Consider the following 26094-nt stretch of genomic DNA (forward strand, 5'->3'; position numbering starts at 1 on the left):
AGGCGGCCTTCGCCGCATCGGGAGCGGCCCCGACCGCTCCCGTCCCCTACCTGGTCGGCGTCGGTGGCGCGGGCGGCGTGGTGGCCGTGGGCGGCACGGTCACCTTCGGGATCGCGGCGCCGAACGGCACCTGCGTGATCTCGCGGCACGCCCCGCGGTAGCCGTTGTAGCCGTTGAAGTTGCCCTGGTCGTCGGTGACGCCCTCCTCGATCTTCGGCCGCGGGAACCGGTTGTCCTGCCCGATCTTCTGGCGGCTGCCGCTCGCCCGCTCGCAGCCGTAGCGGGTGACCGTGATCGGCCTGCCCTCTTCGTCGTAGAGGTAGACCTCGGTCAGCGGCTTGCCGTCGGCGTCGAAGGCGTAGACGTTGTCCACCTCGCGGCCGCCGTAGGTGAGCTGGTCGTTGCCGTAGTTGTCGGCCGAAGACGGGTAGTACGTCCGCGGGGCCGGAGACGTGCCGCGCGCGAACAGGTCGATCGCGGCGCCGAAGCCGCCCAGCGCGCCGCCGATGACGAACGCCGAGACCGGCACGGCCACCCACAGCAGCCGCCGGTCGGCGCGCAGCCGCGGCCCGGCCCACACGGCCGCGACGGCCGCCAGGAGCAGGAACGGCAGCAGCACCACCGCGCTGCGCTGCCGCAGCATGAGCACCAGGCCGAAGCAGACCAGCGTGACCGCGCACAGCACCCACCACGCCGGCTTGAGCGAGCCGAGGTAGCGCAGGAACTTGCCGGCGTCCTCCTGCTCGCGGCCCTTGGCCATGGTGGTGCGCAGCCACGCCACTTCCGGCAGCGCCAAGACCGGCTCGACCCCGCCGCTCAGCAGCAGCGCCACGCTGACGAGGAACACCGGCACGAACGGCAGCAGGCCCACCAGGACGCCGGCCCGCACGGAAACGGCGGCCCCGAACGCGAGCAGCGCCAGGGCCAGCGCGCAGAGCACCAGGCCCCACCACGCGATCCGCGGCCGCACGAGGCTCGGCGCGGCCGTCGCGAGCACCTGCGTCGCGCCCTCCGCCGGCGGCGGGTACCCGCCGGACGCGCGCAGTTCGGCGGCGTAGCTCTCCGGCGTGCCGAGCCGTTCGATCAGGGCCTCGACGCGGGCGCCCTCCCCCAGCTCGGCTTCGAGCTCCGCCAGGTGCGGGCGGACGTCCTCGAGGATCTCTTCGACCTCGCTCGCGGGCAGGTCGGCGAGCGCGGTCCGGACCCGCGCCAGATACACCCGCACGGCGGTCGGCTTGTCGCTCATGCTGCCTCTCCCAAAAGCACGTTCATCGTCGAAGCGAAGCTCTGCCAGGTCTTGCCCGACTCCGCCAGCCGGGCCCGGCCCGGCTCGTTCAGGCTGTAGTACTTGCGATGGGGTCCCTCTTCGCTCGGGACCACGTACGAGGTCAGCAGGCCGGCCTTGTAGAGCCTGCGCAACGTCCCGTACACCGACGCGTCCCCCACCTCGTCCAGGCCGGCGGCCCGGAGTCTCCTCAGGACGTCGTACCCGTAGCCGTCTTCTTCGCGGAGCACCGCGAGGACGGCGAGATCGAGCACGCCCTTGAGCAGCTGACTGATCTCCACTGCACCCTCCAGTCTTACGCTTGGAAAGGTACCACGCATTGCACAGTAGTGCGCACGGCGGAGGGCCATGCTGGGGCGATGGACTTGGTCAAGACGGACTTCCAGCTGCTGGACGAGCGGTTCCGGCCCGTCAACGGCGACGAGTGGATGCAGCGCCTGCACACCGGCTGCCGCTGGGCGGAGGGCCCGGCGTACTTCCCGGCCGGCCGCTACCTGGTGTTCAGCGACATCCCGAACGACCGCACGCTGCGCTGGGACGAGACGACCGGCCGGGTCGGCGTCTTCCGTCAGCCGTCCGGGTACGCGAACGGCCACACGGTCGATCGCCACGGACGGCTGATCAGCTGCGAGCAGGGCCCTCGCCGGGTGACCCGCACCGAGCACGACGGCTCGATCACCGTGCTGGCGTCGGCGTACCGCGGCAAGCGGCTCAACAGCCCGAACGACGTCGTCGAGCATTCGGACGGCTCGATCTGGTTCACCGACCCGAGTTACGGCATCGACAGCGACTACGAGGGCTACCGCGCGGAGAGCGAGATCGGCGCGTGCCACGTGTACCGGGCGGCCCCGGACGGCACGGTGGAGATCGTCGCGGACGACTTCGAGCGGCCGAACGGGCTGGCGTTCTCGGCGGACGAATCGCGGTTGTACATCGCGGACACGCGCCAGGACCCCAGCCACATCAGGGAGTTCGGCGTCGGCCCGGACGGCAGGCTGACGGGCGGCAAGATCTTCGCCACGAGCGACAGCGGCGGCTTCGACGGCGTCCGGGTGGACGGCGAAGGCCGGGTCTGGGCGGCGGCCCACGACGGCCTGCATTGTTTCGCCCCCGACGGGACCCGGATCGGGAAGCTCCGGATCCCGGAGATCTGCTCGAACTTCACGTTCGGCGGCGCCCGGGGGAACGAGCTGTTCATCACGGCATCGAGCTCGCTGTACACGCTGCGGGTGACGGTGAACGGCGCGCGCTACCCGCGCTGACGGCTCGGCGCCGGAGTTCCACCGGCGCCGAGCGACGGGTCAGCGCAGCGACAGAGCGACTTCGACGTAGGGCCCGGTGCCCCGGTGGGCGGGGTCCGGGACCAGCACGCCGCGCACGCCGCCGGCCGGCTGCCGGTGCTGCCGCGAGGCCCACGCGAACAGCGCCCCGACCGCGACCTCCACCTGGTTCGCACCGGCCCACGGCCCCGGCGTCTCCTGCCGGACGAACGCCTCCTGGTGCGCGGGTTCGGTGCGCAGGGTCAGGTCGGGGAACCCGGCCGCGATCTCGGCGGCCCGGTCGTCGGGGACGGGCCAGCACCACTCGACCGGGCCGTCGCTGTCCCCGCTCACCTCCCCGTGGTAGACCATGAACGGCGCACCGGCCACCCCCTCGACCCGCGGAACGCCGCCCCGGCGCAACCGGTGGATGAACAGCTCCCGTGTCATCGATTCGAACTCGTCCTGGCTCACCCTGCTGACCACGCTCAGCAGCTTTCGCTCGGGGATGTCGCGGACGGTGACCTCGTACATGGCGGGCTCCTCCTTACCGTGAAGGTGATCGACGAGGCGCCCGACCAGCACGCGCTGGGCGGCGTGCTCGGCTTCGGCCTCGGCCCAGTACGCGCGGATCTCCGCGGCGGCCGAAGCCGGATCCCGGGCCAGGATGGCCCTGATCCGGGCCAGCGGCACACCGGCCCGGCGCAGCGAGGCCACCACGCGCGCCTGCTCCAGCTGCGTGGTGGCGTACCAGCGGTAGCCGGTGTCCGCGTCCACCCGGGCCGGCACGAGCAGGCCGAGTTCGCCGTACAGCCGCAGTGCCTTGGGCGACAGCCGTGACAGCCGCGAAAATTCGCCGATACTGACCAGGTGCATGGGGGGCTCCTCGTCCCGGGCGGGTGCCCGGTCCCGACCACTCTGCGGCTTCCCCGAGGGTGAAGGTCAACACGCTCGGTTTTCCGGCCGCCCCACCGGTTTCGGCACCGGCTCTAGCCGAGGGGCGCCTTCGCGTGCTCCACCAGCGTGGCGCGGCGTTGCCAGGCCCGGCTCACCTGGACCAGCCAGGCGGCCTCCGCGGCCACGTCCGCTTCCGTGTCCCCTCCCATGTCCCCTGCCATGTCCCCTGCTGTGTCCCCTGCCATGTCCCCTGCCATGTCCCCTGCTGTGTCCCCTGCCATGTCCGCTGCCATGTGCGCTTCGGTGTCCGGTTCCGCCGGTGCGTCCGGCTCGCGGTCGAAACGGCGGCCCGCGCGGCCCGCCTCGATCGCCGCCGCCAGGGTCACCGCCTCCACCGTGGCCGCCACCTCCGCCTCGCGGACTCCCGCCCGGCGGGCCGCCGCCTCCGCCCGGGCCGGGAGGTCCGGGTCGAAGTGGGCTCGCAGGGCCAGGTGGCCGTCGCGGATCTCGATCACCCGGCGGTACAGCGCGAACTCCGCGCCGCCCGCCAGTTCGCGGCCCGGGTCCAGTGCGATGCCCGGGACCGCCGTGCGCAACGCCGTCCACAGCGGCTCGATGCGGCGGTACGCCCGGTACGCGCGGACCCGGCCGAGCACCGATGTCACCGCCGGCGCCCACGCGCTGAGCGTCGCGCCGGCCGCGACGAACCCGATCGTCACCGCCGCCAGCACCGACGACGGGAGGTCCTCGCGGGCGCCGATCCGCGCCGTCCGCGCGAGCTGCACGACGTCGTCGACGTCCCAGAACGTCCACGCCGCCGCCGCGCCGACGCCGACGACCAGCAGCCACAGCCCGGCCCGCAGCGGCCCCGGCTCCGCGTGCCACGCGCTGCGGACGAACACCGCGAACAGCAGGCCGAGGCTGACCAGGCTGTAGGCCAGGAACACCACCTTGTCGCCCAGGGCGAAGGGCAGGCCGGCACCGGAAAACACCGTCTCGTCGCCCACGCGCCGCGGCTGCGAAAGCGCGAAGCAGACCGCGAGCACCGCCATGGTCACTCCGGTGAACAGCGCGTGCGGCGCGAGCCGCGCGCCTTCGCCGCGCCACACCGACTGCGTGAAGGCGACGGCGAACCCGATCGCCCCCAGCTTCAGCTCGTCGCCGGCCAGGCTCAGCACCCACTCGGCCACCGGGCCCGGGCCGGCGAGGGCCGACATCGCCGGGGTCAGCACGACGATGCCGGTGGCGATGCAGATGCCGAACCCGGCGAGGAACCACATCGTGCGCGCCGGCTGGCTGTGGCGCGCTTCGACCAGCTTGTAGCCGAACCCGGCGAACCCCGCGAGGCAGAGGTAGTAGGCGAGCGACTCGATCACGGCGTGCGCGGGCCGAACAGGGAATCGAAGCGCCGCACGCCGTCCGGGACGTCCGGCGCGGGTCCGCGCGGCTCCGCGGGCCGGACGACGCGCTGCGCGAGCAGGCTCGCGACGAGTTCGGCTTCGCGCTCCTCGACCTCGGAGTAGGTCGTGCGGCCGAGCACGCGCCGGACGAGTTCGGGCGAGAGGTTCGGCATGAGCTGCCGTCCGGCGGTGGCGTCGATGGCAGCGTCGATAGCGGCGTCGATCGCGATGCCGTCGGCGCCCGCGTCCGCGCCGACGTGACCGCACACCAGGTGCCCGACCTCGTGCAGCAGGATGTGCCGCCGGTGCAGGGCGGTCGTGTTGGTCGGGTAGAGGATGTAGTCGGCGCGTTCGGTGCTCATCAGCAGCCCGCAGGGCGCGCCTTCGGGAGCGCTGACGGGCATCAGTTCGATGGGCCGCCCGCGCTCGGCGGCCAGTCCCGCGACGAAGGCTTCGGCGTCGAACGGTTCGGGCAGGCTGACGCCGTCGGCCACCTGACGGGCCCGCTGCCAGAGCGAGCGGGCAGGCCGCCGCCACCGCCACGATGGTCGCGCCACTTCAGGTCCCCCTCACCACACCGCCCGAACGGCTTCGGCGGGTTCAACGCGGCGGATCTTGCGGGGTTACGCACGGGGTCGAAAAACGCGAAAACGACGGCCGCGCACGGACCCGGGCCACTTCCGGTCCCGGCGGCGAGCCGCACCGGGCACCGGAAACCCGCGCTCCGGCCGCCCACCCGCCGTCACCGCCGGGGCGCCACCCCTCAGCTCTCCTTCTTGGCGCCGCGGCCGGCCTCTCTCCGGGCGATCGCGTCGATCATGTCGCTGATCGTGTCCAGGCCGTCCGAAGACAGCGTCACCGCGCGCAGCGCCAGGTCCCGCACCCCGGCGTCGCGCAGGGCGCCCAGCAGGGCCAGCTCTTCGGCGATCTTGCGGCTCTGCTCGTCGTCGAAGAAGTACGCCGGGGGCACCCCGAAGAACTGCGCCAGCGCCTCGAGGTGCCGCTTGGTCGGGTTGTCGCGGCGGCCCGTGCGCAGCTGCCACAGGTACGTCGTCGAAAAGCTCTCGCCCGTGGCCTCGCGGCAGGCCTTGGCGACCTCTTCGTTGCTGTACGGCTCCCGATCGGGCCTGCGGACCACGTGGAACAGCCGGTCGATCTTGTCGGCCAGCGTCGACTTTCCGGGCTCGTTGACCACGATGCACTCCCTCAGCTACCAGGCGTATTCATCCTAGCTGAAAGGGGAACACGTTTAATCAACCCGAGTTCGCCCTCGGCCGCGGCTGGCACCGCGGGCACGAGAACGACGAACGGTTCATGAACGGCTCCCGCCGGATCGCCGTGCCGCAGCGATGGCACGGCTTCCCCTCCTGGCCGTAGGCGTCCAGCGACCGGTCGAAGTAGCCCGACTGCCCGTTGACGTTGACGTACAGCGCGTCGAACGACGTCCCGCCCGCCCCCAGGGCCGCGTGCATCACGTCCGACGCCGCGGACAGCAGCTCGCGCCCCTTCGCCATGGTCAGCTTTTCGGTCGGCCGCGCGCCGTGCAGGCGGGCCCGCCACAACGCTTCGTCCGCGTAGATGTTGCCGATGCCCGAGACCAGCGTCTGGTCGAGCAGCGCCCGCTTGACCTCGGTGCGGCGCGACCGCAGCGCGCGCACCGCCGTGTCGAGGTCGAACTCCGGGTCCATCGGGTCGCGCGCGATGTGCGCGATCGTGTCCGGGAGCAGCACGTCGCTGCCGTTGCCGCTGAGGTCGTCCAGCGCCAGGCCGCCGAACGTCCGCTGGTCGACGAAGCGCAGCTCCGGCCCGTCGTCGTCGAAGCGCAGCCGCACCCGCAGGTGCTTCTCGTCCGGCGCGCCCTCCGGCTGGACGAGCATCTGCCCGCTCATGCCCAGGTGGGCGAGCAGCGCCTCCTTGTCGGACAGCTCCAGCCACAGGTACTTGCCGCGGCGCCGGGCGGCCTCGACGCGGGTGCCGGCGAGCCGCTGCGTGAAGTCCTCCGCGCCCAGGGCGTGCCGGCGGATGGCGCGCGGGTGCAGGACCTCCGCCTCGCGGATGGTCCGCCCCGCGACGTGCGCCTGCAGGCCCAGGCGGACGACTTCGACCTCGGGGAGTTCGGGCATACGGCCATTGTGCCCGGGGGGTACGACAATTCAGGGAGCGGTCGGCCCGACGTCGGCCTTCGTCAGCGGAACCCGGGTCGTCCCCGACGCGAAGTATTCGTCGGCGCCGACGTCGAAGGTGCCGGTGCGGGCCTGCAGGTCGAAGTCCTTCGCGGCGTACGGGTAGGACCCCACCCCCGTGCCGATCGCCGGGCTGCCGGCCGCGAGCCGGTAGAGCCCGGCGGCGTCCTTGACCAGCTTCGGGTCGACGGTGCGCGACGGAATCCCCGCCGCGGCACCGAAGGTGATGTTGCCCTCGTACTTCACGACCGATCCGCCCGGCAGGGTGACCAGCGTGCCCGAGGTGCCCTTGACGATGTTGTCCGCGACGACGCAGTCCTTCGGCTTGAAGTCCCCGCCGTCGCCGTCGATCACCGGGGAACTGCCCAGCACCGTGTTGTACGCGACGGTCACGCGGTCCGGCCGGTCGTGCAGCTTGCTCGTCGGGCCGCTGTCGGCTTCGTCACCGGAGCCGAAGACGATCGCGCGGTCACCGGAGTTCGCCACGTAGTTGTTCACGATCCGGTGGTCGTTGCCGTGGAACCGGATGCCGGAGCCGAACAGGACGTTGCCCTCGACGGTGCTGCGGTTGCCGTGGCGCAGCACGAGGTAGCCCCGGCTGTCCCGGATCGTGTTGTACCGCACCACGTTGTCGGACGACTTGACGGAGATCGCCTCGCTGTCGCCGTCGGCCTTCTCGAACAGGTTGTTCTCGATCAGCGCGTTCGCGGAGTACGACTGGCGGTCGCTCAGCCCGAGCCGGAGGGACTCGCCGCCGTTCGAACCGGTGAACCGGTGGTTGAAGAAGTAGTTGTGGTGCACGTGGACGCGTTCGGCCATGGCGCCGGACGGCCCGAGGACCTGCAGGAACACGCCCTGGGTGGTGCGGTTCTGGAAGACGTTGCGGTCGACGACCGTGTCGTCGCCGCTGACCGTGACCCAGTTCCCGTCGGTCGCGAGCTGGAAGTCGTTGCGGCTCAGGCGGTTGCCCGGCGCGCCGGCGGGGACGGACAGGGGCGCGCTGCCCCGGAACCTGAACCCGCGCAGCACCACGTTCGAGACGCCGCCGGCGAAGGCGAACGTCTTCGAGCCGGTGATGGTGGCTTGTCCCGTGTGCTCGGCGGCGATGGTCACGGGCGCCGAGCCGGTGCCGGACCGCTTGATCGTCAGCGTCGAGCCCGCCGAGTAGGTCCCGTCGGCCAGGGCGATCGTGTCACCGGGGTTCGCCTTGTCCATCGCGGACTGCAGCGCCGCGAGCGAAGTGACGCGGATCTGCGCGGCGGAGGCCGCCGGACCGGGTACGACGACGAGTGCCGCGGCGATCAAGGGTACGAAGAACAGACGCATCCGCCCTACCTCTCCATCGAGTACGAGCGCGGCGGATGATCGCCAAGCTACGGAGAGGAGGGCGGCGCCGTCAACGGGGGTTCCCGCTGATCAGGACTCCGGTTCGGCCGGCTTCTGCGCCTCGAGTTCGGCGGACAGCGAACGCCAGGCCGTCTCGGCGGCCTTCTGCTCGGCTTCCTTCTTCGTCGACCCCGTGCCGTGGCCCAGTGCGCGGCCGGCGATCAGCACCGTGGCCGTGAACTCCTTGCGGTGGTCCGGCCCGGTGTCCTCGACCTTGTACTCGGGCACGCCGAGGCCGGCCGAAGCGGTCAGCTCCTGCAGGCTCGTCTTCCAGTCGAGCCCGGCCCCCCGCAGCGGCGCCTCGGCGAGCAGGGCGTCGAAGAGGTGGTGCACGAGCTTGCGCGCGATCTCGATGCCGTGCTCGAGGTACACGGCGCCGATGACGGCTTCCAGGCCGTCGGCGAGGATGCTCGCCTTGTCCCGGCCGCCGGTGAGCTCTTCGCCCTTGCCGAGCAGCAGGTGCGCCCCGAGCCCGCCCTCGCCGAGCCCGCGCGCCACCCGCGCCAGGGCGTGCATGTTGACCACGCTGGCGCGGAGCTTCGCGAGCTGACCCTCGGGCAGGTCGGGGTGTGTGTTGTACAGGTGATCGGTGACGACGACGCTGAGCACGGCGTCACCGAGGAACTCCAGCCGCTCGTTCGGCGGCAGCCCCCCGTTTTCGTACGCGTACGAACGGTGGGTCAGCGACAGCCGGAGCAGCTCGGGGTCGAGAGTGACCCCGAGCGCTTCGAGCAACGGCGCCGGATCGGCTGCGGGTCCCCCGGGCGTCTTGCCCCCCATGTCGGCTGTCCGATCAGGCGGGCTCGACGACCTGGCGGCCGTTGTGCTGGCCGCACGACGGGCACGCGACGTGCTGGAGCTTCGGCTGCTTGCAGGCGCGGTTGGAGCAGGGCACCAGCTGCACCGGAGCCGCCTTCCACTGGCTGCGGCGGGAGCGCGTGTTGGATCGCGACATCTTCCGCTTCGGGACGGCCACGAGTAGATCTCCTTATGACGGTCTGCTCGCGGTGCGAGCGAACTTTCCTCCGGAACGAGCTGGACGCTCGTCAGGCTTGCTCAGCTGGGCCCTTGCGCAGGCTTTTCGCCCGCGTTCTCGTCGAAGCGCTCGACCAGTGCGGCCCACCGAGGGTCTATCTTCTCATGCCCGTGTCCGGGCTCGAGATCGGCCCACTTGACGCCGCACTCGATGCAGAGCCCGGCGCAGTCTTCCGTGCACAGCGGTGCCAGCGGCAGGGCCAGCACGACGGCGTCGCGGACGATGGGTTCGAGGTCGATCCGGTCGTCGATCAACCGGGGGATCTCGTCCTCGTCCGTGGTCTCCTCGGTGGCCGACCCCGGGTACGCGAACAGCTCCTGGACCTCGACCTCGACCTCTTCGGTCAGCGGGTCGAGGCAGCGGGCGCAGGTGCCCGTGGCGGTGGCTTTCGCGGTGCCGCTGACGAGCACGCCTTCGACGACGGACTCGAGGAGCAGATCGAGTTCCAGCTCCGAGCCGGCTTCGATGGTGATGACATCGGGGACGCCGAGCGGCGTCTCCACCGGCACGCTGCGCCGGACGGCGCGGCTGAGGCCGGCGTGACGGCCGAGCTCACGGGTGTCGATCACCCACGGGCTGCGGTCGTCGAGCTGGGGGGTCTTGTTCTCGGACATCCCGTCCAGGGTACGCACCGGTCGCCACCTCTTTTGAGCTGGCACCCGCGCGGGTGGGGCGGCGGTGCACCGCGGAGGACGCGGCCGGGAAGCACCCCACGCGCGCCCGCCCTCCCAGGGGGCCGGTCCCCGGTCCAGTCTACCCGGGAGCACCCGACGAAATCCGGGAAAGCCGCAGGTGAGGGCCCCACTGTCCCCATCTTCGCCGGGCTGTGGACAACTCGCGCGAACGCCCGGATCCCGGCCGCGGACCAGAGCCACGACCAGGCCGGGGCAAGGTTGAGAAGCTCGTCACACCTGGTAGTCGTACAGCGTGGGCCGCCCGCTGGAACTGGGCAGGTTCGCCGGGGATCGCAGGTGGTTGCGCCCCGAATCGACCGTTCGCAGCGTCGTCGCCAGCAGCTCCGAGAACTCCGCCAGCTTGCCGTCCACGTACGCGTCGCAGTCCGCGCGCTGGCGGTCGGCCTCCGCGTGGGCCTCGTCGACGATGCGCGCCGACTCCGCGTGCGCCGCCTGGACGACCTCCGTCTGCGCCACCAGGCGGGCCTGCTCGGCCCGGCCGTCCTCGATGGCGCGGTCGTAGGCGTCGCGGCCGGCCTGGATCATGCGCTCGGACTCCGCGCGGGAGCGGTCCGTGAGGTTCTGGTACTCCGCCTGGCCCGCCGCGACCGTGCGGTCCGCCTGGTCGTGGGCGTCGGCGAGCATCTGCTCCGCGCGGGCGCGGGCGTCGGCGAGGATGCGCTCCGCCTCCTCCGTCGCGTCGGCGATCGTGCGCTCGGCCTCGGCGTTCGCGCCCGCCACCGTCTCGCCCGCCTCCTTGCGGGCGGCGTGGATCAGGTCGTCGCGCTTGTCGAGGACGTCCTGGGCGTCGTCGATCTCCGCGGGCAGCGCGTCGCGGACGTCGTCGAGCAGTTCGAGCACGTCTCCCCGGGGCACGACGCAGCTGGCCGTCATCGGGACGCCGCGCGCCTCCTCGACGATGGTGACGAGCTCGTCGAGCGCCTCGAAAACCCGGTACACGGCAACTCCAATCCCCTGTCGCTGTGCCCAGTCTGCCCGCATCGGGCGCCGAAGCGGTGAACGCCACCGGCGCCGGGCGTGTCCCCCGGCGAACAGCGTCGCCGACAGCGCGAACAGAACGGCAGCCACGCGCGATCGGCAGTCGTCGTTTCGGACCGTAACTCCGATGGGTGATCGTCAGAAGCGGACAGCCCGGCGTCCGATGTGGACCCGGTGGCGGGTCAGCGCCCCAGCTTGGGGAACTTCTCCGAGAGCCGCTCGTAGACGACCGGCGGCACGAGGTGCTCGATGTCCCCGCCGAGCGCGGCGACCTCCTTGACCAGCGAGCTGGACACGAAGCCGTACGCCGGGTTGTTCGCCATCAGCAGCGTCTCGACGCCGGTGAGCTCGCGGTTCATCTGCGCCATCTGCAGCTCGTAGTCGAAGTCGCTGACCGAGCGCAGGCCCTTGGCGACCGCTGCGATGTCGTTCTCGCGGCAGTAGTCGACCAGCAGGCCCTCCCACGAGTCGACCCGCACGTTCGGCAGTTTCGCGGTGATCTCGCGGAGCATGTCGAGCCGTTCGGAAATCTCGAAGAGCCCCTTCTTCGACCGGTTCACCCCCACCGCGACGACGACCTCGTCGAACAGCACGCTGGCCCGTTCGATGATGTCGAGGTGGCCGTTGGTGGCCGGATCGTAGGAACCGGGACAGACCGCACGCCGCATGGCGCGGACGCTACCGTGCCGGACCCGGTTTCCGCCGCGTGGCTCACGCCACAGCCGTGTACTCCGCCCAGTGGACGGCGGTGTCGCCGTACTTCTTGGCGCGGGTCGGCACGAAGCCCGGCGGCCAGTCCGGCTCGCCGTCGCGGGCCGCGCGCTCGAGCACCACCAGTGCCGACGCCGTCAGCCAGCCGCCCGCGGCCAGCGCCGCCAGGACGGACCCGAGCGCCGCCGCGTCCACCGCGTACGGCGGGTCGGCGAGCACGAGGTCGAACGCGGCCGGCGCGGGGGCCGCGACCACCGCTTCCACCTGCCCGGCCCGGACCGTGCCGCCCAGGCCCAGGGCCGCGACGTTGCCGCGCAGCACCTCCACCGCGCGCCGGTCGGACTCCACGAACAGCGCGTCCGCCGCGCCGCGGGAGAGGGCTTCCAGGCCGAGCGCGCCGGACCCGGCGTAGAGGTCCAGGACGCGGGCGCCGTCCAGCTCGCCCGCCGTCTCGAGGGCGTTGAACAGCGCTTCCCGCACGCGTTCCGACGTCGGCCGGGTGCCCTTCGGGGGCACCTTCAGCCGCCGTCCGCCCGCCGTCCCGGCCACGATCCTGGTCACCCCCCGATTGTGGGGGGACGACACCCGGCGTGGATGAGCGGGACATTGGTGTCCCGGCCGGAACCACCGCGTAGAGTCGTTCTTCGCCCTCGGAGGCGATCCCAAAGCTGTCAAGGAGCCATGCGTGTCCGAACCTCGGGTCAGACGGGCCGAGATCGCCATCGAGCAAGCCCACGTCGATCGCGTGTACACCCGTCTGGACGAACTGAAGGCCCAGGCCGAGGCGATGCGCACGAAGGGCTACGAGATCGGCCAGGGGGCGCAGCGCGAGGCGATCTTCGAGCAGGCGTCGATGCTGTTCGAGCGCGACATGATGGTCCACCACGCCAACCAGACGCTGCAGACGCTCGACGCCGAGTACGAGGGCCTCGTCTTCGGCCGGCTCGACGACCGCGAGGGAGAACGGACCTACGTCGGCAGGCTCGGCATCCGCGACGCCGAGTTCGACAACCTCGTCACCGACTGGCGCGCGCCCGCCGCGGCGGCGTTCTACCAGGCCACCGCCGAGGAACCGATGGACGTCGTGCGGCGGCGGGTGATCCGCTGCTCGGGCCAGAACGTCCTCGACGTCGACGACGACGTCCTGATCGCCGACGCCGTGCCCGAGGACATGCAGATCGTCGGCGAAGGCGCGCTGATGGCCGCGCTGGGGCGTTCGCGCGGCGAGAAGATGCGCGACATCGTCGCGACCATCCAGAAGGAGCAGGACGAGGTCATCCGGGCGCCGTGGCGCGGGGTCACCGAGATCACCGGCGGGCCGGGCACCGGCAAGACCGCCGTCGCGCTGCACCGCGCCGCCTACCTGCTGTACCGCTACCGGCGTCAGCTGGGCGGGGCCGGGGTGCTCGTGATCGGGCCTTCCGGGGTGTTCACCAGCTACATCTCGCGGGTCCTCCCCTCGATGGGGGAGACGAACGTCGAGCTGCGCGCGCTCGGCGAAGTCCTCGACGGCCTGGAGGCGACGCGGCAGGACGCGGCCCCGCTGGCCGCGGTCAAGGGGTCGCTGCGGATGCGGAAGGTGCTGCTGCGGGCGTTGCGCGACACGCCGCCGGAGGCGCCGGAGGAGATGCGGATCGTCTACCGCGGCGAGGTGCTCAAGCTGAGCGCGCGCGAGCTGGAGAAGGTCCGCCGCAAGGCCCACACGCAGGGTGCGCCGCCGAACCGGTCGCGCATCCGGGCGGCCGAGCTGCTGCTGGACGCGCTCGCGGCGAAGGCCGAGCAGCACGCGAAGGACGACGGCAGGCCGTTCGACCGCGCCGAGCTGATCACCGACCTGGGCGAGCGGATCGACTTCCACCGCTTCCTCGTCGTCTGGTGGCCGGTGCTGTACCCGGCGCAGATCCTCAAGTGGCTGGGCGAGGAGAAGCGGCTGGCTTCGTCGGCGAAGGGCATCCTGAACCGGCAGGAGATCTCGATGCTGGCCGCGGACTTCGCGGACCGGTCGCGGGGCTGGTCGATCGCGGACGTGGCGCTGCTGGACGAGCTGCGCGTGCTGGTCGGGCCGCCGCCGAAGCGCAAGCGGCGCCAGGTGATCGAGGTCGAACCGGAGCGTTCGGGCGGGGCGCCCACGCGGCCGGAGCACTACGACGAGTACTCGCACGTGGTCGTCGACGAGTCGCAGGACCTGTCGCCGATGCAGTGGCGGATGGTGGGCCGGCGCGGCAAGTACGCGAGCTGGACGGTGGTCGGCGACCCGGTGCAGAGCTCCTGGCCGGACCCGGCGGAGGCGGCTTCGGCGCGCGACCAGGCGTTCGGCGTCAAGACGGCCCGGCGCCGGTACACGCTGCGCACGAACTACCGGAACTCGGCGGAGATCTTCGACCTGGCCGCGAAGGTGGTCGCCGGGCACGCGGAGCCCGGCGAGCTGCCGGCGGCGGTCCGGCGCACCGGGATCGAGCCGGAGGTCCGCCCGATCGAGGCGGCCGGGCTGGCGTCGGCGACGCAGGCGGCGGTGAAGGAGCTGCTGGGCGCGGTCGAGGGCACGGTCGGCGTCATCACGGCGATGGACCGGGTGCCGGAGGTCGAGGGCTGGCTGTCGGGCCAGGCCGACGAGCGGCTGAAGGTCGTCGGCAGCCTCGATTCGAAGGGCCTGGAGTACGACGCGGTGGTCCTGGTGGAGCCGGTCGACCTGATCAGCGAGTCGACGACGGGCCGCCGGGTGCTGTACGTGGCCCTGACCCGCGCGACGCAGCAGCTGATCGTGCTCGCCTCGGATCCCGACTGGATCCCGGCGGCCTGACCCGAGCGCCCCGATGTGGCCTTCGGTGCGCGGTTGACCGGAGACACGCTGAAGGGCCCCTTCGCGGAGCGGGAGGCGGGGTTCCCGTGCCCTCGAAGGAGCCCTTCAGACCCCCGGTGAAGTGAACGTCGCAGGGACGAGCTCGTCCACCGGCATGTCTAGCCCATCCGCGTTGTTCGGTGTCCGCGCTCGCGCACCGAACAACAACGCCGAACAACCCCGAACACTGGTCAGCGGCACGGCGGGGTGTAGTCCAGGTCCGGGAAGCTCTCGCGCCACTCGGCTTCGGTGATCCGGGGTGACACCGCCGCGCAGATCCGGTCGGCCGCCCGGTCCGGGTCGGCTTCCCAGAAGCGCACCGTGCCGTCCCCGCCCGCGCCCGCCAATGTGTGGCCGTCGGGGGCGAACTGTGCGACGTACACGCGGTCGCGTTGCTCGGGCAGGACCGCGTACGGCGCCGCCGTGGCGACGTCCCACAGCCGGATCGTGCGGTCGTAGCTGCCGGACGCCAGCGTCCGGCCGCCGGCGCCGAAGGACACCGACATCACCACGTCCGCGTGGCCGTCCAGCACCGCCGCGGGCGGCACGTGCGCCGGGTCCGCGACGTCCCACAGGCGCACCGTGCGATCGGCGCTCCCGGTCGCGAGGTGCCTGCCGTCCGGGCTGTAGGCGACCGAGAAGATCGTGTCGGTGTGCCCGGTCAGCTTCGCGAGCGGGCGCGGGGCCCGGGGCACCGAGATGTCCCACAGCCGCGCGGTGTGGTCCCAGCCCGCGGTGGCGAGCGTCCGGCCGTCGGGGCTGAAGGCGATCGCGTGGACGTCGTCCGCGTGCCCCTTCAGCTGCGCGATCTCCACCGGCCGCAGGCGGTCGGCCAGGTCCCAGAGGCGCGCGGTGTGGCCGTCGCCGGCCGTGGCGAGCAGGCGGCCGTCCGGGCTGAAGGCGACCGCGTCGACGTCGTCGTGGAGCCGGTTGAACACCACCGGCGGTCCCGGGCGGGCCGGGTCGGTGATGTCCCGCAGCGTCATCGTGTGGTCCCAGCTGCCGGTGGCCAGCGTCCGGCCGTCCGGGCTGACGGCGACGCCGCAGACCGCGTCGCCGAACCCGCCGATCGTGGCCAGCGCCCGCGGCGCGCGCGGGACGGTGACGTCGTACAGCCCGACGGTCCCGTCGTAGCCGCCGGAGACCAGCAGCCCGCCCCCGCGGCCGAAGGCGGCGTGGCACGCCTGGGCCGTGTGCGCGGGGATGCCGGGGGCGGGCAGGTCCCAGAGCCGGGCGGACTGGTCGTCGCTGGCCGTGGCCAGGGCGCGGCCGTCGCGGGTGAACACCGCGGAGACGACCGCACCGGTGTGTCCGGGCAGGGACGGCAGCTCGCGCGGCTGCTTCGGGTCGGTGACGTCCCACAGCCGGGCCGTGCGGTCGAAGCCGGTCGTCGCGAGCGTGCGCCCGTCGGCGGCGAAGGCCACCGACCGCACGATCGCCTTGTGCGTGGTGAGCGCCGCCAGCGGGGCCGGGTGCGCGGGATCGGCGATGTCCCACAGCCGCGCGGTCTGGTCCTGGCTCGCCGTGGCCAGCACCGGCCCGGCGGAGCTGAAGGCGACCGAGTGCACGACGTCGGTGTGCCCGGCCACGACGCCGAGCTCACGCCGTGAAGCGACGTCCCAGAGGCGCGCGGTCTTGTCGGCCGACGCGGAGGCGAGCAGCCGTCCGTCGCCGCTGAAGGCGAGGTTGTTGACGTAAGAGGTGTGCCCGGTCAGCTCCCCCGCAGGCCGCGGGTGCCCGGCGTCGGTGGTGTCGTAGAGCCGGATCGTCCCCCGGACGTCGGCGGTCGCCAGCAGCGGCGCCGCCGGGCTGAAGGCGACGGCGTAGGCCTTGCCCGCGTGCCGCTCGATGATCGTGCCGGGCCCCGGGCGCACCGGGTCGGAGACGTCCCAGACGCGGACGGTGCCGTCGAAGCCGGCGGTGGCGGCAGTCCGGCCGTCGGCGGCGAAGGCGACGTTGTTCACGTTGCCTTCGTGCCCGGCGAGCACGCCCAGCGGCCGCGGGTGGTGCGGGTCGTGGACGTCCCAGAGCCGGGCGGTGCCGTCCCAGCTGGCCGTGGCGAGGACCTGCCCGTCCGGGCGGAGGGCGACGGTGTTGACCCGGCCGGTGTGCCCGGTCAGCCGCGTCGCGTACGGCGAGCCGAACATGCCGAGCAGGCCGCTGCGCTCCTCGGCCCCCGGATCGAGCCGGTACGCGGCGAGCGCGAGCTGCGCGGCCAGCGCGGGGTTGGTGGCCCGCATGGCGAGCGCCTGGCCGGCGACCTTCTGGGCGAGGGCGTCGTTGCGCTGCTCGGTGGCCGTGGTCTCGGCGTACACGGCGTAGGCGGTGGCCGCCACGGCGACGACGAGCAGCACCGCGAGCAGGGCCACCAGCTGGTGCAGGCGCCGGGTGCGGCGGCGGTCGCGTTCGCGCTCGGCGTGCTCGACGGCGAGACTGGCGTCGAGGAACCGCCGTTCGCGCCGCGACAGCGCCGCGTCCTGGCGCGCGGCCCACTCCCGGGCGATGGCCAGCCGGGTGCCGCGGTAGAGCCAGCCGGGGTCCTCGCCGACGGATTCCCAGGCGTCGGTCGCCTCGGTGAGCTGCCGGTGGACGCGCAGGCCTTCGCGGTCTTCGGTCAGCCACTCGCGCAACCGCGGCCAGCCGCGGATGAGGGCTTCGTGGGTGATCTCGATGCCGGTGTCGTCGAGGGTGACCAGCCGGGCCGCGGCCAGCTCGCCGAGGACAGCGGCGGTGTCGGGGTCGGTGCCGGATTCGGTGTCGGAGTCGGTGTCGAGCTCGGCGCGGCCGATGCGCCGCTTGGTGTCTTCGGTGCCTTCGCCGAGCGCGGTCATGCGGAGGAAGACCTGTCGCGCCAGCCGCTGCTGACGCGGGGAGAGCTTCGCGAAGGTGGCTTCGGACGTCTGCGCGATGGCCCGCTCGATGCCGCCGGTCGACTCGTAGCCGGCGAGGGTCAGCGTGGTGCCGCGGCGCCGCCGCCAGGTCTCCAGCAGCGCGTGCGAAAGCAGCGGCAGCACGCCGGGACGGCCGGTGGCGTCGGCGACGAGCCGGGAGACCAGGGCCGTCTCGACGCGGTACCCGGTGTCGACGGCGGGCCGCGAGATCGCCTGCCGGAGCTCCTCGGTCGTCATCGGGCCGACCAGGACCTGCGCGTCCTGCATGGCCTCGGCGAGCTCGGGGTGCCGCGCGCAGTGGGTGTAGAAGTCGGTGCGGATGCCGAGGACGACCCGGGTGCGGCTGCCCGGTTCGGTGGTCGCGGTGACGAGCGCGTCGAGGAAGCGGGCCCGCTCCTGGTCGTCCTGGCAGAGCGTGAAGACCTCCTCGAACTGGTCGACGACCAGCACGAGGTCCTCTTCGTCCCCGTCGCACAGCTGACGGGCGGCGAGCCCGAGGTTGCGCGGGTGCGCGGCGAAGTCGTCGAGCAGGGCGCCGGGCGCGACGCCGAGGGCGGCGGCGAACTTGACCGCGCACTCCTGCAGCGGCCGGGCCCCCGGGGTGAGCAGGACCACGGGCCCCTTCACCGACGGCAGCAGCCCGGCGCGCAACAGGGACGACTTCCCCGAACCGGACGCGCCGAGAACAGCGAGAAATCGTTGTCCCGCGAGCCGGTCGACGAGCTTTTCGACCAGCCGCTCCCGTCCGAAGAATCGTCCCGAGTCGGCGGCGCCGAAAGCGGCCAACCCGACGTACGGCGGAATCTCCCCGGAATCCGGCTCGGCCGGTGGACCGGCACCCTCCCGGCGGGCCTCGCCGGCGACGGCGTGCCAGCGTTCCTCCCATTCCGCCGGTGCTCCCCCGCAGGCCCGCACGTAGGCCAGGGTGACGGCCAGGCTGGGGAGTTTCCGCCCGCCGGCGGCTTCGGAGAGCGTCCCGGCCGAGTAGTGCGCCCGCCGGCCCAGTTCGCGGTAGGTCGGATTCCCGGCGCTCTCGCGCAATCGGCGGAGATCGGCCGCGAATTCGGTCAGCAGGTCGTCTCCGGGGTCCAAAGGTCGCTCCGGACGCGGCACCCGTCCTCCTGGATTTCTTTTCGGGTTCATCCACCGTATCCCCATCGCGGGCCGCTCCGGGGCCGTTTGCCGACACCGGCGTGAAGATCGTCACCGGGGAGCGGGAAGCAACCGGGGCACCGGGGCGTTGACCCCGGTTGTGAGCTCACTGCCTGACGTGCCGCTGTCCGTGCTCGACCTGTCCCCCGTGTCGGAGGGGACCAGCATCGGGGAGACGCTGCGCAACACCCTGGACCTCGCCCGCGCCGCGGAACGGCTGGGCTACCACCGCTACTGGCTGGCCGAGCACCACAACATGCCCGGCATCGCCAGCTCCGCCACCGCCGTGCTGATCGGGCACGTCGCCGACGCCACCGAGCGCATCCGCGTCGGGTCGGGCGGGGTCATGCTGCCCAACCACGCGCCGCTGGTCGTCGCCGAGCAGTTCGGCACCCTGGAGGCGTTCCACCCCGGCCGGATCGACCTGGGCATCGGCCGCGCGCCCGGCACCGACCAGCGCACCGCGCTCGCCCTGCGCGGGCCGGGCGGGCTGTCCGCGGAGAACTTCCCGGAGCACCTGCAGGAACTGATCGGCTACTTCACCCATTCGGAGGCCCGCGGCGTCAACGCGGCGGTGGCCGAGGGCAACCAGCCCCCGATCTGGCTGCTCGGCTCGAGCGGCTTCAGCGCGCAGCTCGCCGGCCGGCTCGGGCTGCCGTTCTCCTTCGCGCACCACTTCGCCACCGAGAACACCATCCCGGCCGTGCAGCTGTACCGCGAGAACTTCCGGCCCGGGGTGCTCGACGAGCCGTACGTCATGCTCGGGGTGTCGGTGGTCGCCGCCGAAACCGACGAGCGCGCCCGGTTCCTGGCCGGCCCGTCCGGCCTGACCTTCCTCAGCCTCCGCCGCGGGCGCCCGATCGCGCTGCCGACGCCGGAAGAGGCCGCGGCGTACCCGTACACCGAGATGGACCGCGCGTTCCTGGCCGAGCGCTTCGGTTCCAGCATCGTCGGCTCGCCGGAAACCGTCCACAAGGGACTCGAGCAGCTCCTGGCCGACACCGGCGCGGACGAGCTGATGATCACCACGATGGTCCACGGCCACGCCGACCGCGTCCGCTCCTACGAGCTCATCGCCGCCCTCAAGTCCTGACCCGGCCCCGGAACGGACGGCACCCGCCGTCCGTTCCGGTTACGCCGAATGTGTAGGCACCGGCCCGCGCCGCCACTCGGACGGCGATTTCTTTTCCTCCGCTGACAACAAGATCGGGTCCGTTTGTCAGCGCCGGACAAGAAACCGCCCGGTTACCAGCCCGTGACCCCGTGATCCTGCTCAAGTTCTTGTCTCCCAGCAAGGCCGTCGTTAGCGTACCGACCAGTAGGAAACGGCACGGTGCCCCCGAGACCGTGAATGGCCGGAATTCGTTGACCCATTCGGACCATTTCCCTTTGGTCATCTCGGGCGTATTCGTCGTGCCGCCGAAACCGCTGGAGGCACACGAATGGCCGAACGGACGACGACGGCGTCGTTCCCGGGGGCGGCCGCACTGCGGCAGACCGGGCGGCTCTACGGGCTCGGCCTCGACGTCGTCCGGCTGACCTTCCGCCGCCCGTTCCAGGTGCGGGAGCTGATCCAGCAGTTCTGGTTCATCGCGAGCGTGTCGATCCTGCCGACGGCGCTGGTCTCGATCCCGTTCGGCGCGGTGATCGCGCTGCACATCGGCTCGCTGACCACGCAGATCGGCGCCCAGTCGTTCACCGGCGCGGCGAGCGTGCTCGCGATCATCCAGCAGGCCAGCCCGATCGTCACCGCGCTGCTCATCGCCGGCGCCGGCGGCAGCGCGATGTGCGCTGATCTCGGCTCTCGCACGATCCGCGAAGAGATCGACGCCATGGAGGTCCTCGGCGTTTCGCCGGTGCAGCGGCTCATCGTGCCGCGGGTGCTCGCCGCGATGGGCGTCGCGGTGTTCCTCAACGGCATGGTCAGCGTCGTCGGCGTGCTCGGCGGCTACTTCTTCAACGTGATCATGCAGCACGGCACCCCGGGCGCCTACCTGGCGAGTTTCTCCGCACTGGCCCAGCTGCCCGACCTGTGGATCAGCGAGATCAAGGCGGTCATCTTCGGGTTCGTCGCCGGGGTCGTGGCCTCCTACCGCGGGCTCAACCCGCGTGGTGGCCCCAAGGGTGTCGGCGACGCGGTCAACCAGTCCGTGGTCATCACGTTCCTGCTGCTGTTCGTGCTGAACCTGGTCCTCACCACCGTCTACCTGCAACTCGTGCCGCCCAAGGGGAGCTGAAGTGACGACCACGGAACTCCCCAGGGCCGCGCGGGTCCGCGAGGCCGTCGACCGCCGGTTCGGTTTCCTCGACACGCTCGGCGACCAGATCCTCTTCTTCCTCCGCGCGATCGCCTGGACCCCGCGGGCCCTGCGCCGCTACCTGCGCGAAGTCGTCCGCCTGCTGGCCGAAGTCAGCTTCGGCAGCGGCGCGCTGGCCGTCATCGGCGGCACGATCGGCGTGATGGTCGGGATGACCGTCGCCACCGGCACGGTCGTCGGCCTCCAGGGCTACTCCGCGCTGAACCAGGTCGGGACGTCGGCGTTCGCCGGGTTCGTCTCCGCCTACTTCAACACGCGCGAGATCGCGCCGCTGGTCAGCGGCCTCGCCCTGAGCGCCACGGTCGGCTGCGGCTTCACCGCGCAGCTGGGCGCGATGCGGATTTCCGAGGAGATCGACGCCCTCGAGGTGATGGGCATCCCGAGCGTCCCCTACCTGGTGACGACCCGGGTGATCGCCGGGTTCCTCGCCGTCATCCCGCTCTACGCGATCGGGCTGCTGTCGAGCTACCTCGCCTCGCGGGAAGTGACCGTGCTGTTCTTCGGCCAGTCCGCCGGCACCTACGACCACTACTTCCTGCTGTTCCTGCCGCCCGGCGACGTCCTGTGGTCGTTCGGGAAGGTGCTGGTGTTCAGCGTCGTGGTGGTGCTGGCCCACTGCTACTACGGCTTCCGCGCAAGCGGCGGCCCGGCCGGCGTCGGCGTCGCGGTGGGCCGCGCGGTGCGCACCGCGATCGTCGCGATCAGCGTGCTCGACTTCTTCCTGTCCCTGGCGATCTGGGGCGCGACGACGACCGTGCAGGTGGCCGGATGAGACGCGACACCCGCCGCAAGGCCGGGATCCGCACCGCGGGCGTGCTGTTCCTCGTGGTGATGGGCGTCCTGGTGACGCTCTCGATCAAGGTGTACGACAAGGACTTCGTCACCACGGTCCCGGTGACGCTCAAGGCGAGCCGCATCGGCAACCAGCTTTCGCCGGGCGGGCAGGTCAAGGCCCGCGGGGTGCTCGTCGGGGAGATCCGCGAGGTCCGGGCGACCCCGCAGGGTGCCGAGATAGCGCTTGCTCTCGAACCCGGCAAGGTGGACATGCTGCCCCGCAACGTCTCCGCGCTGCTCGTGCCGAAAACGCTGTTCGGCGAGCGGTACGTCCAGCTGTCCATCCCGGACGGCGAGCGGGCCCCGCACCTGGTCGCCGGCGACGTCATCGAGCAGGACCGCTCGGCGAACGCGGTCGAGCTGGAACGGGTGTTCGGCAACCTGCTGCCGGTGCTGCAGGCCGTCCAGCCGCAGAAGCTCGCGACGACCCTGACCGCGGTTTCGACGGCCCTGGAGGGACGCGGCGAGCAGCTCGGGAAGACGATCGACACCGCGTCGGCCTACCTGAAGAACTTCAACCCCGACCTGCCCCGGCTGACCTCGGACGTCCGCGACCTGGCCTCGGTTTCCCGGCTCTACGGCGACATCGCGCCCGACCTGCTGGACGCCCTCACCGACTCCGCCGTCACGCTGAACACGGTCAAGGAGAAGCAGGCCGACCTGGCCGGGGTGTACCAGCAGGTGACGTCGTCGTCCCAGGACGTTTCCGCCTTCCTGGCCGCCAACCGGGACAACCTCATCTCGCTGGCCGCCGACAGCCGCGCGCCGCTGGAGATCGCGGCGAAGTACTCCCCCAGCTTCGCCTGCACGATCGGCTCGCTCAACGCTCTGAGGAAATCCATGGACAAGGTGCTCGGCGCGGGCACGGACGAACCGGGCATGCACGCCGTGGTCGCGGTGACCGCCGACAGCGGCAAGTACCTGCCGGGCCGGGACGACCCGCGCTTCACCGACAGCGGCGAGCCGCGCTGCTACCCCTCCGGCGTCGCCCCGACGACCGGCACCGCGGCCGCGGTCCCGGGCACCACCGGGCACCCGCTGCTGACCGGCGGCCGGGGCGACCTCGGCGTCGCGAACTCGCCGCAGGAGGAGCAACTGCTGGCCACGCTGGTCGCCCCGTCGATCGGGGTGCCGACGGGGTCGGTCCCGGCCTGGAGCAGCGTGCTCGTCGGTCCGCTCTACCGCGGCACGGAGGTGACGCTCAAGTGAGGAACATCGCCGCCCCGCTGATCAAGAGCCTGATCTTCATCGCCGTCACCGCGCTCGCCACGGCGTTGCTCGCCGTCTCCATCACCAACTCCGGTGTCGGGGCGACCAAGCGCTACACGGCCAAGTTCCTGGACGCCACTTCGCTCAACGTGGGCGACGACGTGCGCATCTCCGGGGTCCGCGTCGGCCAGGTGGAATCCCTGGACATCGGCGACCGCAACCGGGCGGTGGTCGGGTTCTCCCTGGACCAGGGCCGCCGCCTGCCCGCCGACGTCCGCGCGATCATCAAGTACCGCAACATGGTCGGGCAGCGGTACGTCGCCCTCGAACGCGGGACCACCGCCACCCGGGAGCAGCTGCCCGAAGGCGCCGAAATCCCGCTGGACCGCACGACGCCCGCGCTGGACCTCACCGACCTCTTCAACGGCTTCAAGCCGCTGTTCCAGGCGCTGTCGCCGAACGACGTCAACGAGCTCTCCGGCGAGATCGTCCAGGTGCTGCAGGGCGAAGGCGGCACCGTCGAGAGCCTGCTGCAGCACACCGGCTCGCTGACGACCACCCTCGCCGGGCGCGACCGGGTGATCGGGGAAGTGATCGGCAACCTCAACGACGTGCTCAAGACCGTCAACGGCAAGGGTGACGCGCTGGCGAACCTCGTCTCCACGCTGCGGCAGCTGGTGTCCGGGCTGGCCGGCGACCGCGCCGCGATCGGCGACGCCATCAGCGGGATCGGCGCGCTGACCGAGTCCACCGCCGGGCTGTTCGAGCAGGCCCGGCCGCCGCTGAAGGACAGCATCGCCGGCCTGCGAGACGTCGCCGGGACGCTGGCCCAGAACCAGTCCGATGTGGACGGTTTCCTGACCAACCTGCCGGTGAAGTTCAACGAGATCGCCCGCACCGCTTCCTACGGCTCGTGGATGAACTTCTTCCTCTGCCGCGCCACGCTCGAAACCACGCCCCCGCGCGGCGTGTTCGTCCCCACGCCGAGGTGCGAATCGTGAAGTCATTCAAGGAGCGCAACCCGATCGTCCTCGGCGTGGTCGGCAGCGTCGCGCTGGCCGCGCTGCTGACCGTCACGTTCAACTACGACAACCTCCCGATCGTCGGCGGCGGCACCACGTACGAGGCCGAGTTCTCCGAGGCCGCCGGCCTGCAGCCCGACGACGAGGTCCGGATCGCCGGCATCAAGGTCGGCGAGGTCCGCCGGGTGGAGCTGGCCGACGACCACGTCCTGGTCTCCTTCCGCGTCAAGAACGCCTGGGTCGGCGACCGCACGTCCGCCCAGATCAAGATCAAGACCCTGCTGGGCCGCAAGTTCCTCGCGCTGGACCCCACCGGCGACGGCGCCCAGGACCCGGACCGGGCGATCCCGCGGACCCGGACGGTCACGCCCTACGACGTCACCGACGCCTTCACCGGCCTGGCCGACACCGTCGGCGCGATCGACACCAAGCAGCTCGCGGACAGTTTCACCACGTTGTCCGACACTTTCCGCAACTCCCCCGAGCACGTCCGCAGCGCCCTCGACGGGCTGTCCCGGCTGTCCAAGACGATCTCCGGCCGCGACAGCCAGATCGCCGAGCTGCTGGCCAACGCGCGGAAGCTGACCACGACGCTGGCGAACTCGAACGACGACTTCGAAAAGCTCATCTCCGACGGCAACCTGCTGCTCACCGAGCTCAACAGCCGCCGCGACGCGATCCGGGACCTGCTCGACGGCTCGGCGCGGCTGGCCGGCCAGCTCAGCGGCCTGGTGCACGACAACTCCGACGCGCTCAAGCCGGCGTTGGCGTCGCTGAACCAGGTCACCGACCTGCTCAAGCGCCAGAACGACAACCTCACCAGGGGCCTGCAGCTGGCCGGCCCGTACTTCCGGGTGCTCACCAACACGACCGGCAACGGCCGCTGGATCGACGCCTACCTCTGCGGGCTGCTGCCCGAGAACCACGACCCCTGCACCCCGCCGAAGAACCCGGGAGGGGCGAAGTGAGCGCGTTGACCACAACCCGCACCGGCGTCCTGGTGAGCCGTTTCGTCGCCGCCGCGCTGCTGCTGGCCCTCGTCGTCTGCGCAGCGTTGTGGTGGGTGTTCTCCGGCTCCGGCCAGCACCACGTCACGGCGTACTTCACGCGCGCGGTCGGCGTCTACCCCGGTTCGGACGTCCGCGTGCTCGGCGTCCGGATCGGCCAGGTCGACAAGGTCACCCCGCGCGGCGAGCAGGTGCAGGTGGACATGAGCGTCGACGGCTCGGTCGGCGTCGCCGAGGACACCACGCTCCTGGTGATCGCCCCCAGCGTCGTCGCCGACCGCTACCTGCAGTTCGCCAAGCCCGCCCGCGGCGGGCCGCGGCTGCCGGACGGCGCGACGATCCCCATCCAGCGGACGGCCACCCCGGTGGAACTCGACCAGCTCTACGCCAGCCTCGACACGATCTCGAAGGCGCTCGGCCCGAACGGCGCCAACTCCCAGGGCGCACTGTCGGACCTGTTGAAGACCGGCGCGCAGAACCTGCAGGGCAACGGCCGCGCGTTCAACGACAGTGTCCGCAACTTCGCGCAACTGGCCCGGACACTGGCCGGCAACTCGAGCGACCTGTTCGGCACGGTCGACCAGTTGCAGCAGTTCACCACCATGCTGGCCACCAACGACAGCCAGGTGAGCAACGTGAACCGGCAGCTGGCGCAGATCTCCGGCACCCTGGCCGCCAACAGCGGCGACCTGGCCAGGGCCCTCGACGGCCTGGGCCGCGCGCTCGCCGACGTCCAGGGGTTCATCCGGGACAACCGCGGTGCGCTGAAAGCCAACGTGGACAACCTCGTGACCACGACCCGGACGCTGGTCGAGCAGCGCGAGTCGCTGGCGGGCACGCTCGACTCCGTCCCGCTCGCGGTGACCAACGTGCTGAACGCGGTCGACCCGGCCACCGGGCAGCTGCGGGGCCGCGGCAACTTCGACTACTACCTCCAGCCGCTGCCGTTGCCGGTCACCGGCGACGTCTACACGAACGGGGGGCGGCGGTGA

At 71.9% G+C, this 26094-nt stretch carries 24 protein-coding genes; 9 read left to right on the forward strand and 15 right to left on the reverse strand.

The window, feature by feature from the left end; genetic code table 11:
- Window positions 1-46 precede the first annotated feature (46 nt).
- Together ACLJOU_RS41830 and ACLJOU_RS41835 are read right to left on the reverse strand one after the other, a co-directional pair.
- A complete protein-coding gene (locus ACLJOU_RS41830) occupies window positions 47-1246 on the reverse strand; it encodes a DUF1700 domain-containing protein (RefSeq protein WP_410574826.1) in 1200 nt (399 codons plus the stop codon).
- A complete protein-coding gene (locus tag ACLJOU_RS41835; RefSeq protein ID WP_086843254.1) occupies window positions 1243-1566 on the reverse strand; it encodes a PadR family transcriptional regulator in 324 nt (107 codons plus the stop codon). Before ACLJOU_RS41835 ends, ACLJOU_RS41830 begins: the two co-directional genes overlap by 4 nt.
- Window positions 1567-1644: 78 nt before the next feature.
- Here ACLJOU_RS41835 and ACLJOU_RS41840 point away from each other — a divergent pair, with 78 nt between their 5' ends.
- A complete protein-coding gene (locus ACLJOU_RS41840; RefSeq protein ID WP_410574827.1) occupies window positions 1645-2547 on the forward strand; it encodes an SMP-30/gluconolactonase/LRE family protein in 903 nt (300 codons plus the stop codon).
- Between the two features lie 39 nt (window positions 2548-2586).
- Here ACLJOU_RS41840 and ACLJOU_RS41845 read toward each other — a convergent pair whose 3' ends face one another.
- The 12 genes from ACLJOU_RS41845 to rsmD form a co-directional block, all read right to left on the reverse strand.
- A complete protein-coding gene (locus ACLJOU_RS41845; protein ID WP_410574828.1) occupies window positions 2587-3420 on the reverse strand; it encodes a MerR family transcriptional regulator in 834 nt (277 codons plus the stop codon).
- Between the two features lie 113 nt (window positions 3421-3533).
- Entirely contained in the window at window positions 3534-4817 is a 1284-nt protein-coding gene (locus ACLJOU_RS41850) for an MAB_1171c family putative transporter (RefSeq protein WP_410574829.1), read from the reverse strand.
- Window positions 4814-5398 carry a hypothetical protein gene (locus ACLJOU_RS41855; protein ID WP_410574830.1) on the reverse strand — a complete coding sequence of 195 codons (585 nt, stop codon included), beginning with the start codon at window positions 5396-5398 and terminating at the stop codon, window positions 4814-4816. Before ACLJOU_RS41855 ends, ACLJOU_RS41850 begins: the two co-directional genes overlap by 4 nt.
- A 206-nt stretch (window positions 5399-5604) precedes the next feature.
- Window positions 5605-6036: a helix-turn-helix domain-containing protein gene (locus tag ACLJOU_RS41860; RefSeq protein WP_410574831.1), complete on the reverse strand. Its 432-nt coding sequence runs from the start codon at window positions 6034-6036 to the stop codon at window positions 5605-5607.
- 58 nt (window positions 6037-6094) lie between these two features.
- On the reverse strand, window positions 6095-6964 hold the full coding sequence (mutM, locus tag ACLJOU_RS41865) for a bifunctional DNA-formamidopyrimidine glycosylase/DNA-(apurinic or apyrimidinic site) lyase (RefSeq protein ID WP_410574832.1): 870 nt from the start codon (window positions 6962-6964) through the stop codon (window positions 6095-6097).
- 30 nt (window positions 6965-6994) lie between these two features.
- Window positions 6995-8350 carry a polysaccharide lyase 6 family protein gene (locus ACLJOU_RS41870; protein WP_410574833.1) on the reverse strand — a complete coding sequence of 452 codons (1356 nt, stop codon included), beginning with the start codon at window positions 8348-8350 and terminating at the stop codon, window positions 6995-6997.
- Between the two features lie 90 nt (window positions 8351-8440).
- Window positions 8441-9190: a ribonuclease III gene (gene rnc / locus ACLJOU_RS41875; protein ID WP_410574834.1), complete on the reverse strand. Its 750-nt coding sequence runs from the start codon at window positions 9188-9190 to the stop codon at window positions 8441-8443.
- Between the two features lie 13 nt (window positions 9191-9203).
- Complete coding sequence (gene rpmF / locus ACLJOU_RS41880; RefSeq protein ID WP_003090635.1) at window positions 9204-9386, reverse strand: 50S ribosomal protein L32; 183 nt, start codon at window positions 9384-9386, stop codon at window positions 9204-9206.
- Between the two features lie 80 nt (window positions 9387-9466).
- Window positions 9467-10060, reverse strand: a complete 594-nt coding sequence (locus tag ACLJOU_RS41885; protein WP_410574835.1) for a YceD family protein — start codon at window positions 10058-10060, stop codon at window positions 9467-9469.
- A gap of 291 nt (window positions 10061-10351) precedes the next feature.
- Entirely contained in the window at window positions 10352-11080 is a 729-nt protein-coding gene (locus ACLJOU_RS41890; RefSeq protein ID WP_410574836.1) for a DivIVA domain-containing protein, read from the reverse strand.
- A 221-nt stretch (window positions 11081-11301) separates the two neighbouring features.
- Window positions 11302-11787, reverse strand: a complete 486-nt coding sequence (coaD, locus tag ACLJOU_RS41895) for a pantetheine-phosphate adenylyltransferase (protein ID WP_410574837.1) — start codon at window positions 11785-11787, stop codon at window positions 11302-11304.
- A 43-nt stretch (window positions 11788-11830) separates the two neighbouring features.
- Window positions 11831-12391: a 16S rRNA (guanine(966)-N(2))-methyltransferase RsmD gene (gene rsmD / locus ACLJOU_RS41900; RefSeq protein ID WP_410574838.1), complete on the reverse strand. Its 561-nt coding sequence runs from the start codon at window positions 12389-12391 to the stop codon at window positions 11831-11833.
- Between the two features lie 124 nt (window positions 12392-12515).
- On the opposite strand from rsmD, the gene ACLJOU_RS41905 reads away from it, so the two are divergent.
- A complete protein-coding gene (locus ACLJOU_RS41905; RefSeq protein ID WP_410574839.1) occupies window positions 12516-14630 on the forward strand; it encodes a HelD family protein in 2115 nt (704 codons plus the stop codon).
- 230 nt (window positions 14631-14860) lie between these two features.
- Here the strand turns inward: ACLJOU_RS41905 and ACLJOU_RS41910 are convergent, their stop codons facing one another.
- Complete coding sequence (locus tag ACLJOU_RS41910) at window positions 14861-18652, reverse strand: hypothetical protein (RefSeq protein ID WP_410574903.1); 3792 nt, start codon at window positions 18650-18652, stop codon at window positions 14861-14863.
- Between the two features lie 160 nt (window positions 18653-18812).
- Between ACLJOU_RS41910 and ACLJOU_RS41915 the strand changes: the two genes are divergently transcribed.
- The 7 genes from ACLJOU_RS41915 to ACLJOU_RS41945 all read left to right on the forward strand — a co-directional run bounded on the left by ACLJOU_RS41915 (window position 18813) and on the right by ACLJOU_RS41945 (window position 26094).
- Complete coding sequence (locus ACLJOU_RS41915; RefSeq protein WP_410574840.1) at window positions 18813-19805, forward strand: LLM class flavin-dependent oxidoreductase; 993 nt, start codon at window positions 18813-18815, stop codon at window positions 19803-19805.
- A 349-nt stretch (window positions 19806-20154) separates the two neighbouring features.
- Entirely contained in the window at window positions 20155-20949 is a 795-nt protein-coding gene (locus tag ACLJOU_RS41920; RefSeq protein ID WP_410574841.1) for an MlaE family ABC transporter permease, read from the forward strand.
- 1 nt (window position 20950) lies between these two features.
- The gene (locus ACLJOU_RS41925; protein WP_410574842.1) at window positions 20951-21802 is read left to right on the forward strand and encodes an MlaE family ABC transporter permease; all 852 of its coding nucleotides are present in this window, start codon (window positions 20951-20953) and stop codon (window positions 21800-21802) included.
- Entirely contained in the window at window positions 21799-23073 is a 1275-nt protein-coding gene (locus ACLJOU_RS41930; protein ID WP_410574843.1) for an MCE family protein, read from the forward strand. The genes ACLJOU_RS41925 and ACLJOU_RS41930 overlap by 4 nt, the downstream gene beginning before the upstream one ends.
- Entirely contained in the window at window positions 23070-24074 is a 1005-nt protein-coding gene (locus ACLJOU_RS41935) for an MCE family protein (RefSeq protein ID WP_410574844.1), read from the forward strand. The genes ACLJOU_RS41930 and ACLJOU_RS41935 overlap by 4 nt, the downstream gene beginning before the upstream one ends.
- Complete coding sequence (locus ACLJOU_RS41940; protein ID WP_410574845.1) at window positions 24071-25063, forward strand: MCE family protein; 993 nt, start codon at window positions 24071-24073, stop codon at window positions 25061-25063. Before ACLJOU_RS41935 ends, ACLJOU_RS41940 begins: the two co-directional genes overlap by 4 nt.
- Entirely contained in the window at window positions 25060-26094 is a 1035-nt protein-coding gene (locus ACLJOU_RS41945; RefSeq protein ID WP_410574846.1) for an MCE family protein, read from the forward strand. The genes ACLJOU_RS41940 and ACLJOU_RS41945 overlap by 4 nt, the downstream gene beginning before the upstream one ends.

Source organism: Amycolatopsis sp. cmx-4-61 (genome assembly GCF_046548775.1).
GTDB lineage: Bacteria > Actinomycetota > Actinomycetes > Mycobacteriales > Pseudonocardiaceae > Amycolatopsis.

What these genes read in the sequence shown, in the direction of transcription:
- ACLJOU_RS41870 (WP_410574833.1), bottom strand. Translation starts at nt 8,350, where the DNA reads ATGCGTCTGTTCTTCGTACCCTTGATCGCCGCGGCACTCGTCGTCGTA.
- ACLJOU_RS41920 (WP_410574841.1), top strand. Translation starts at nt 20,155, where the DNA reads ATGGCCGAACGGACGACGACGGCGTCGTTCCCGGGGGCGGCCGCACTG.
- ACLJOU_RS41830 (WP_410574826.1), bottom strand. Translation starts at nt 1,246, where the DNA reads ATGAGCGACAAGCCGACCGCCGTGCGGGTGTATCTGGCGCGGGTCCGG.
- ACLJOU_RS41885 (WP_410574835.1), bottom strand. Translation starts at nt 10,060, where the DNA reads ATGTCCGAGAACAAGACCCCCCAGCTCGACGACCGCAGCCCGTGGGTG.
- mutM (WP_410574832.1), bottom strand. Translation starts at nt 6,964, where the DNA reads ATGCCCGAACTCCCCGAGGTCGAAGTCGTCCGCCTGGGCCTGCAGGCG.
- rnc (WP_410574834.1), bottom strand. Translation starts at nt 9,190, where the DNA reads ATGGGGGGCAAGACGCCCGGGGGACCCGCAGCCGATCCGGCGCCGTTG.
- ACLJOU_RS41845 (WP_410574828.1), bottom strand. Translation starts at nt 3,420, where the DNA reads ATGCACCTGGTCAGTATCGGCGAATTTTCGCGGCTGTCACGGCTGTCG.
- coaD (WP_410574837.1), bottom strand. Translation starts at nt 11,787, where the DNA reads ATGCGGCGTGCGGTCTGTCCCGGTTCCTACGATCCGGCCACCAACGGC.
- ACLJOU_RS41930 (WP_410574843.1), top strand. Translation starts at nt 21,799, where the DNA reads ATGAGACGCGACACCCGCCGCAAGGCCGGGATCCGCACCGCGGGCGTG.
- ACLJOU_RS41840 (WP_410574827.1), top strand. Translation starts at nt 1,645, where the DNA reads ATGGACTTGGTCAAGACGGACTTCCAGCTGCTGGACGAGCGGTTCCGG.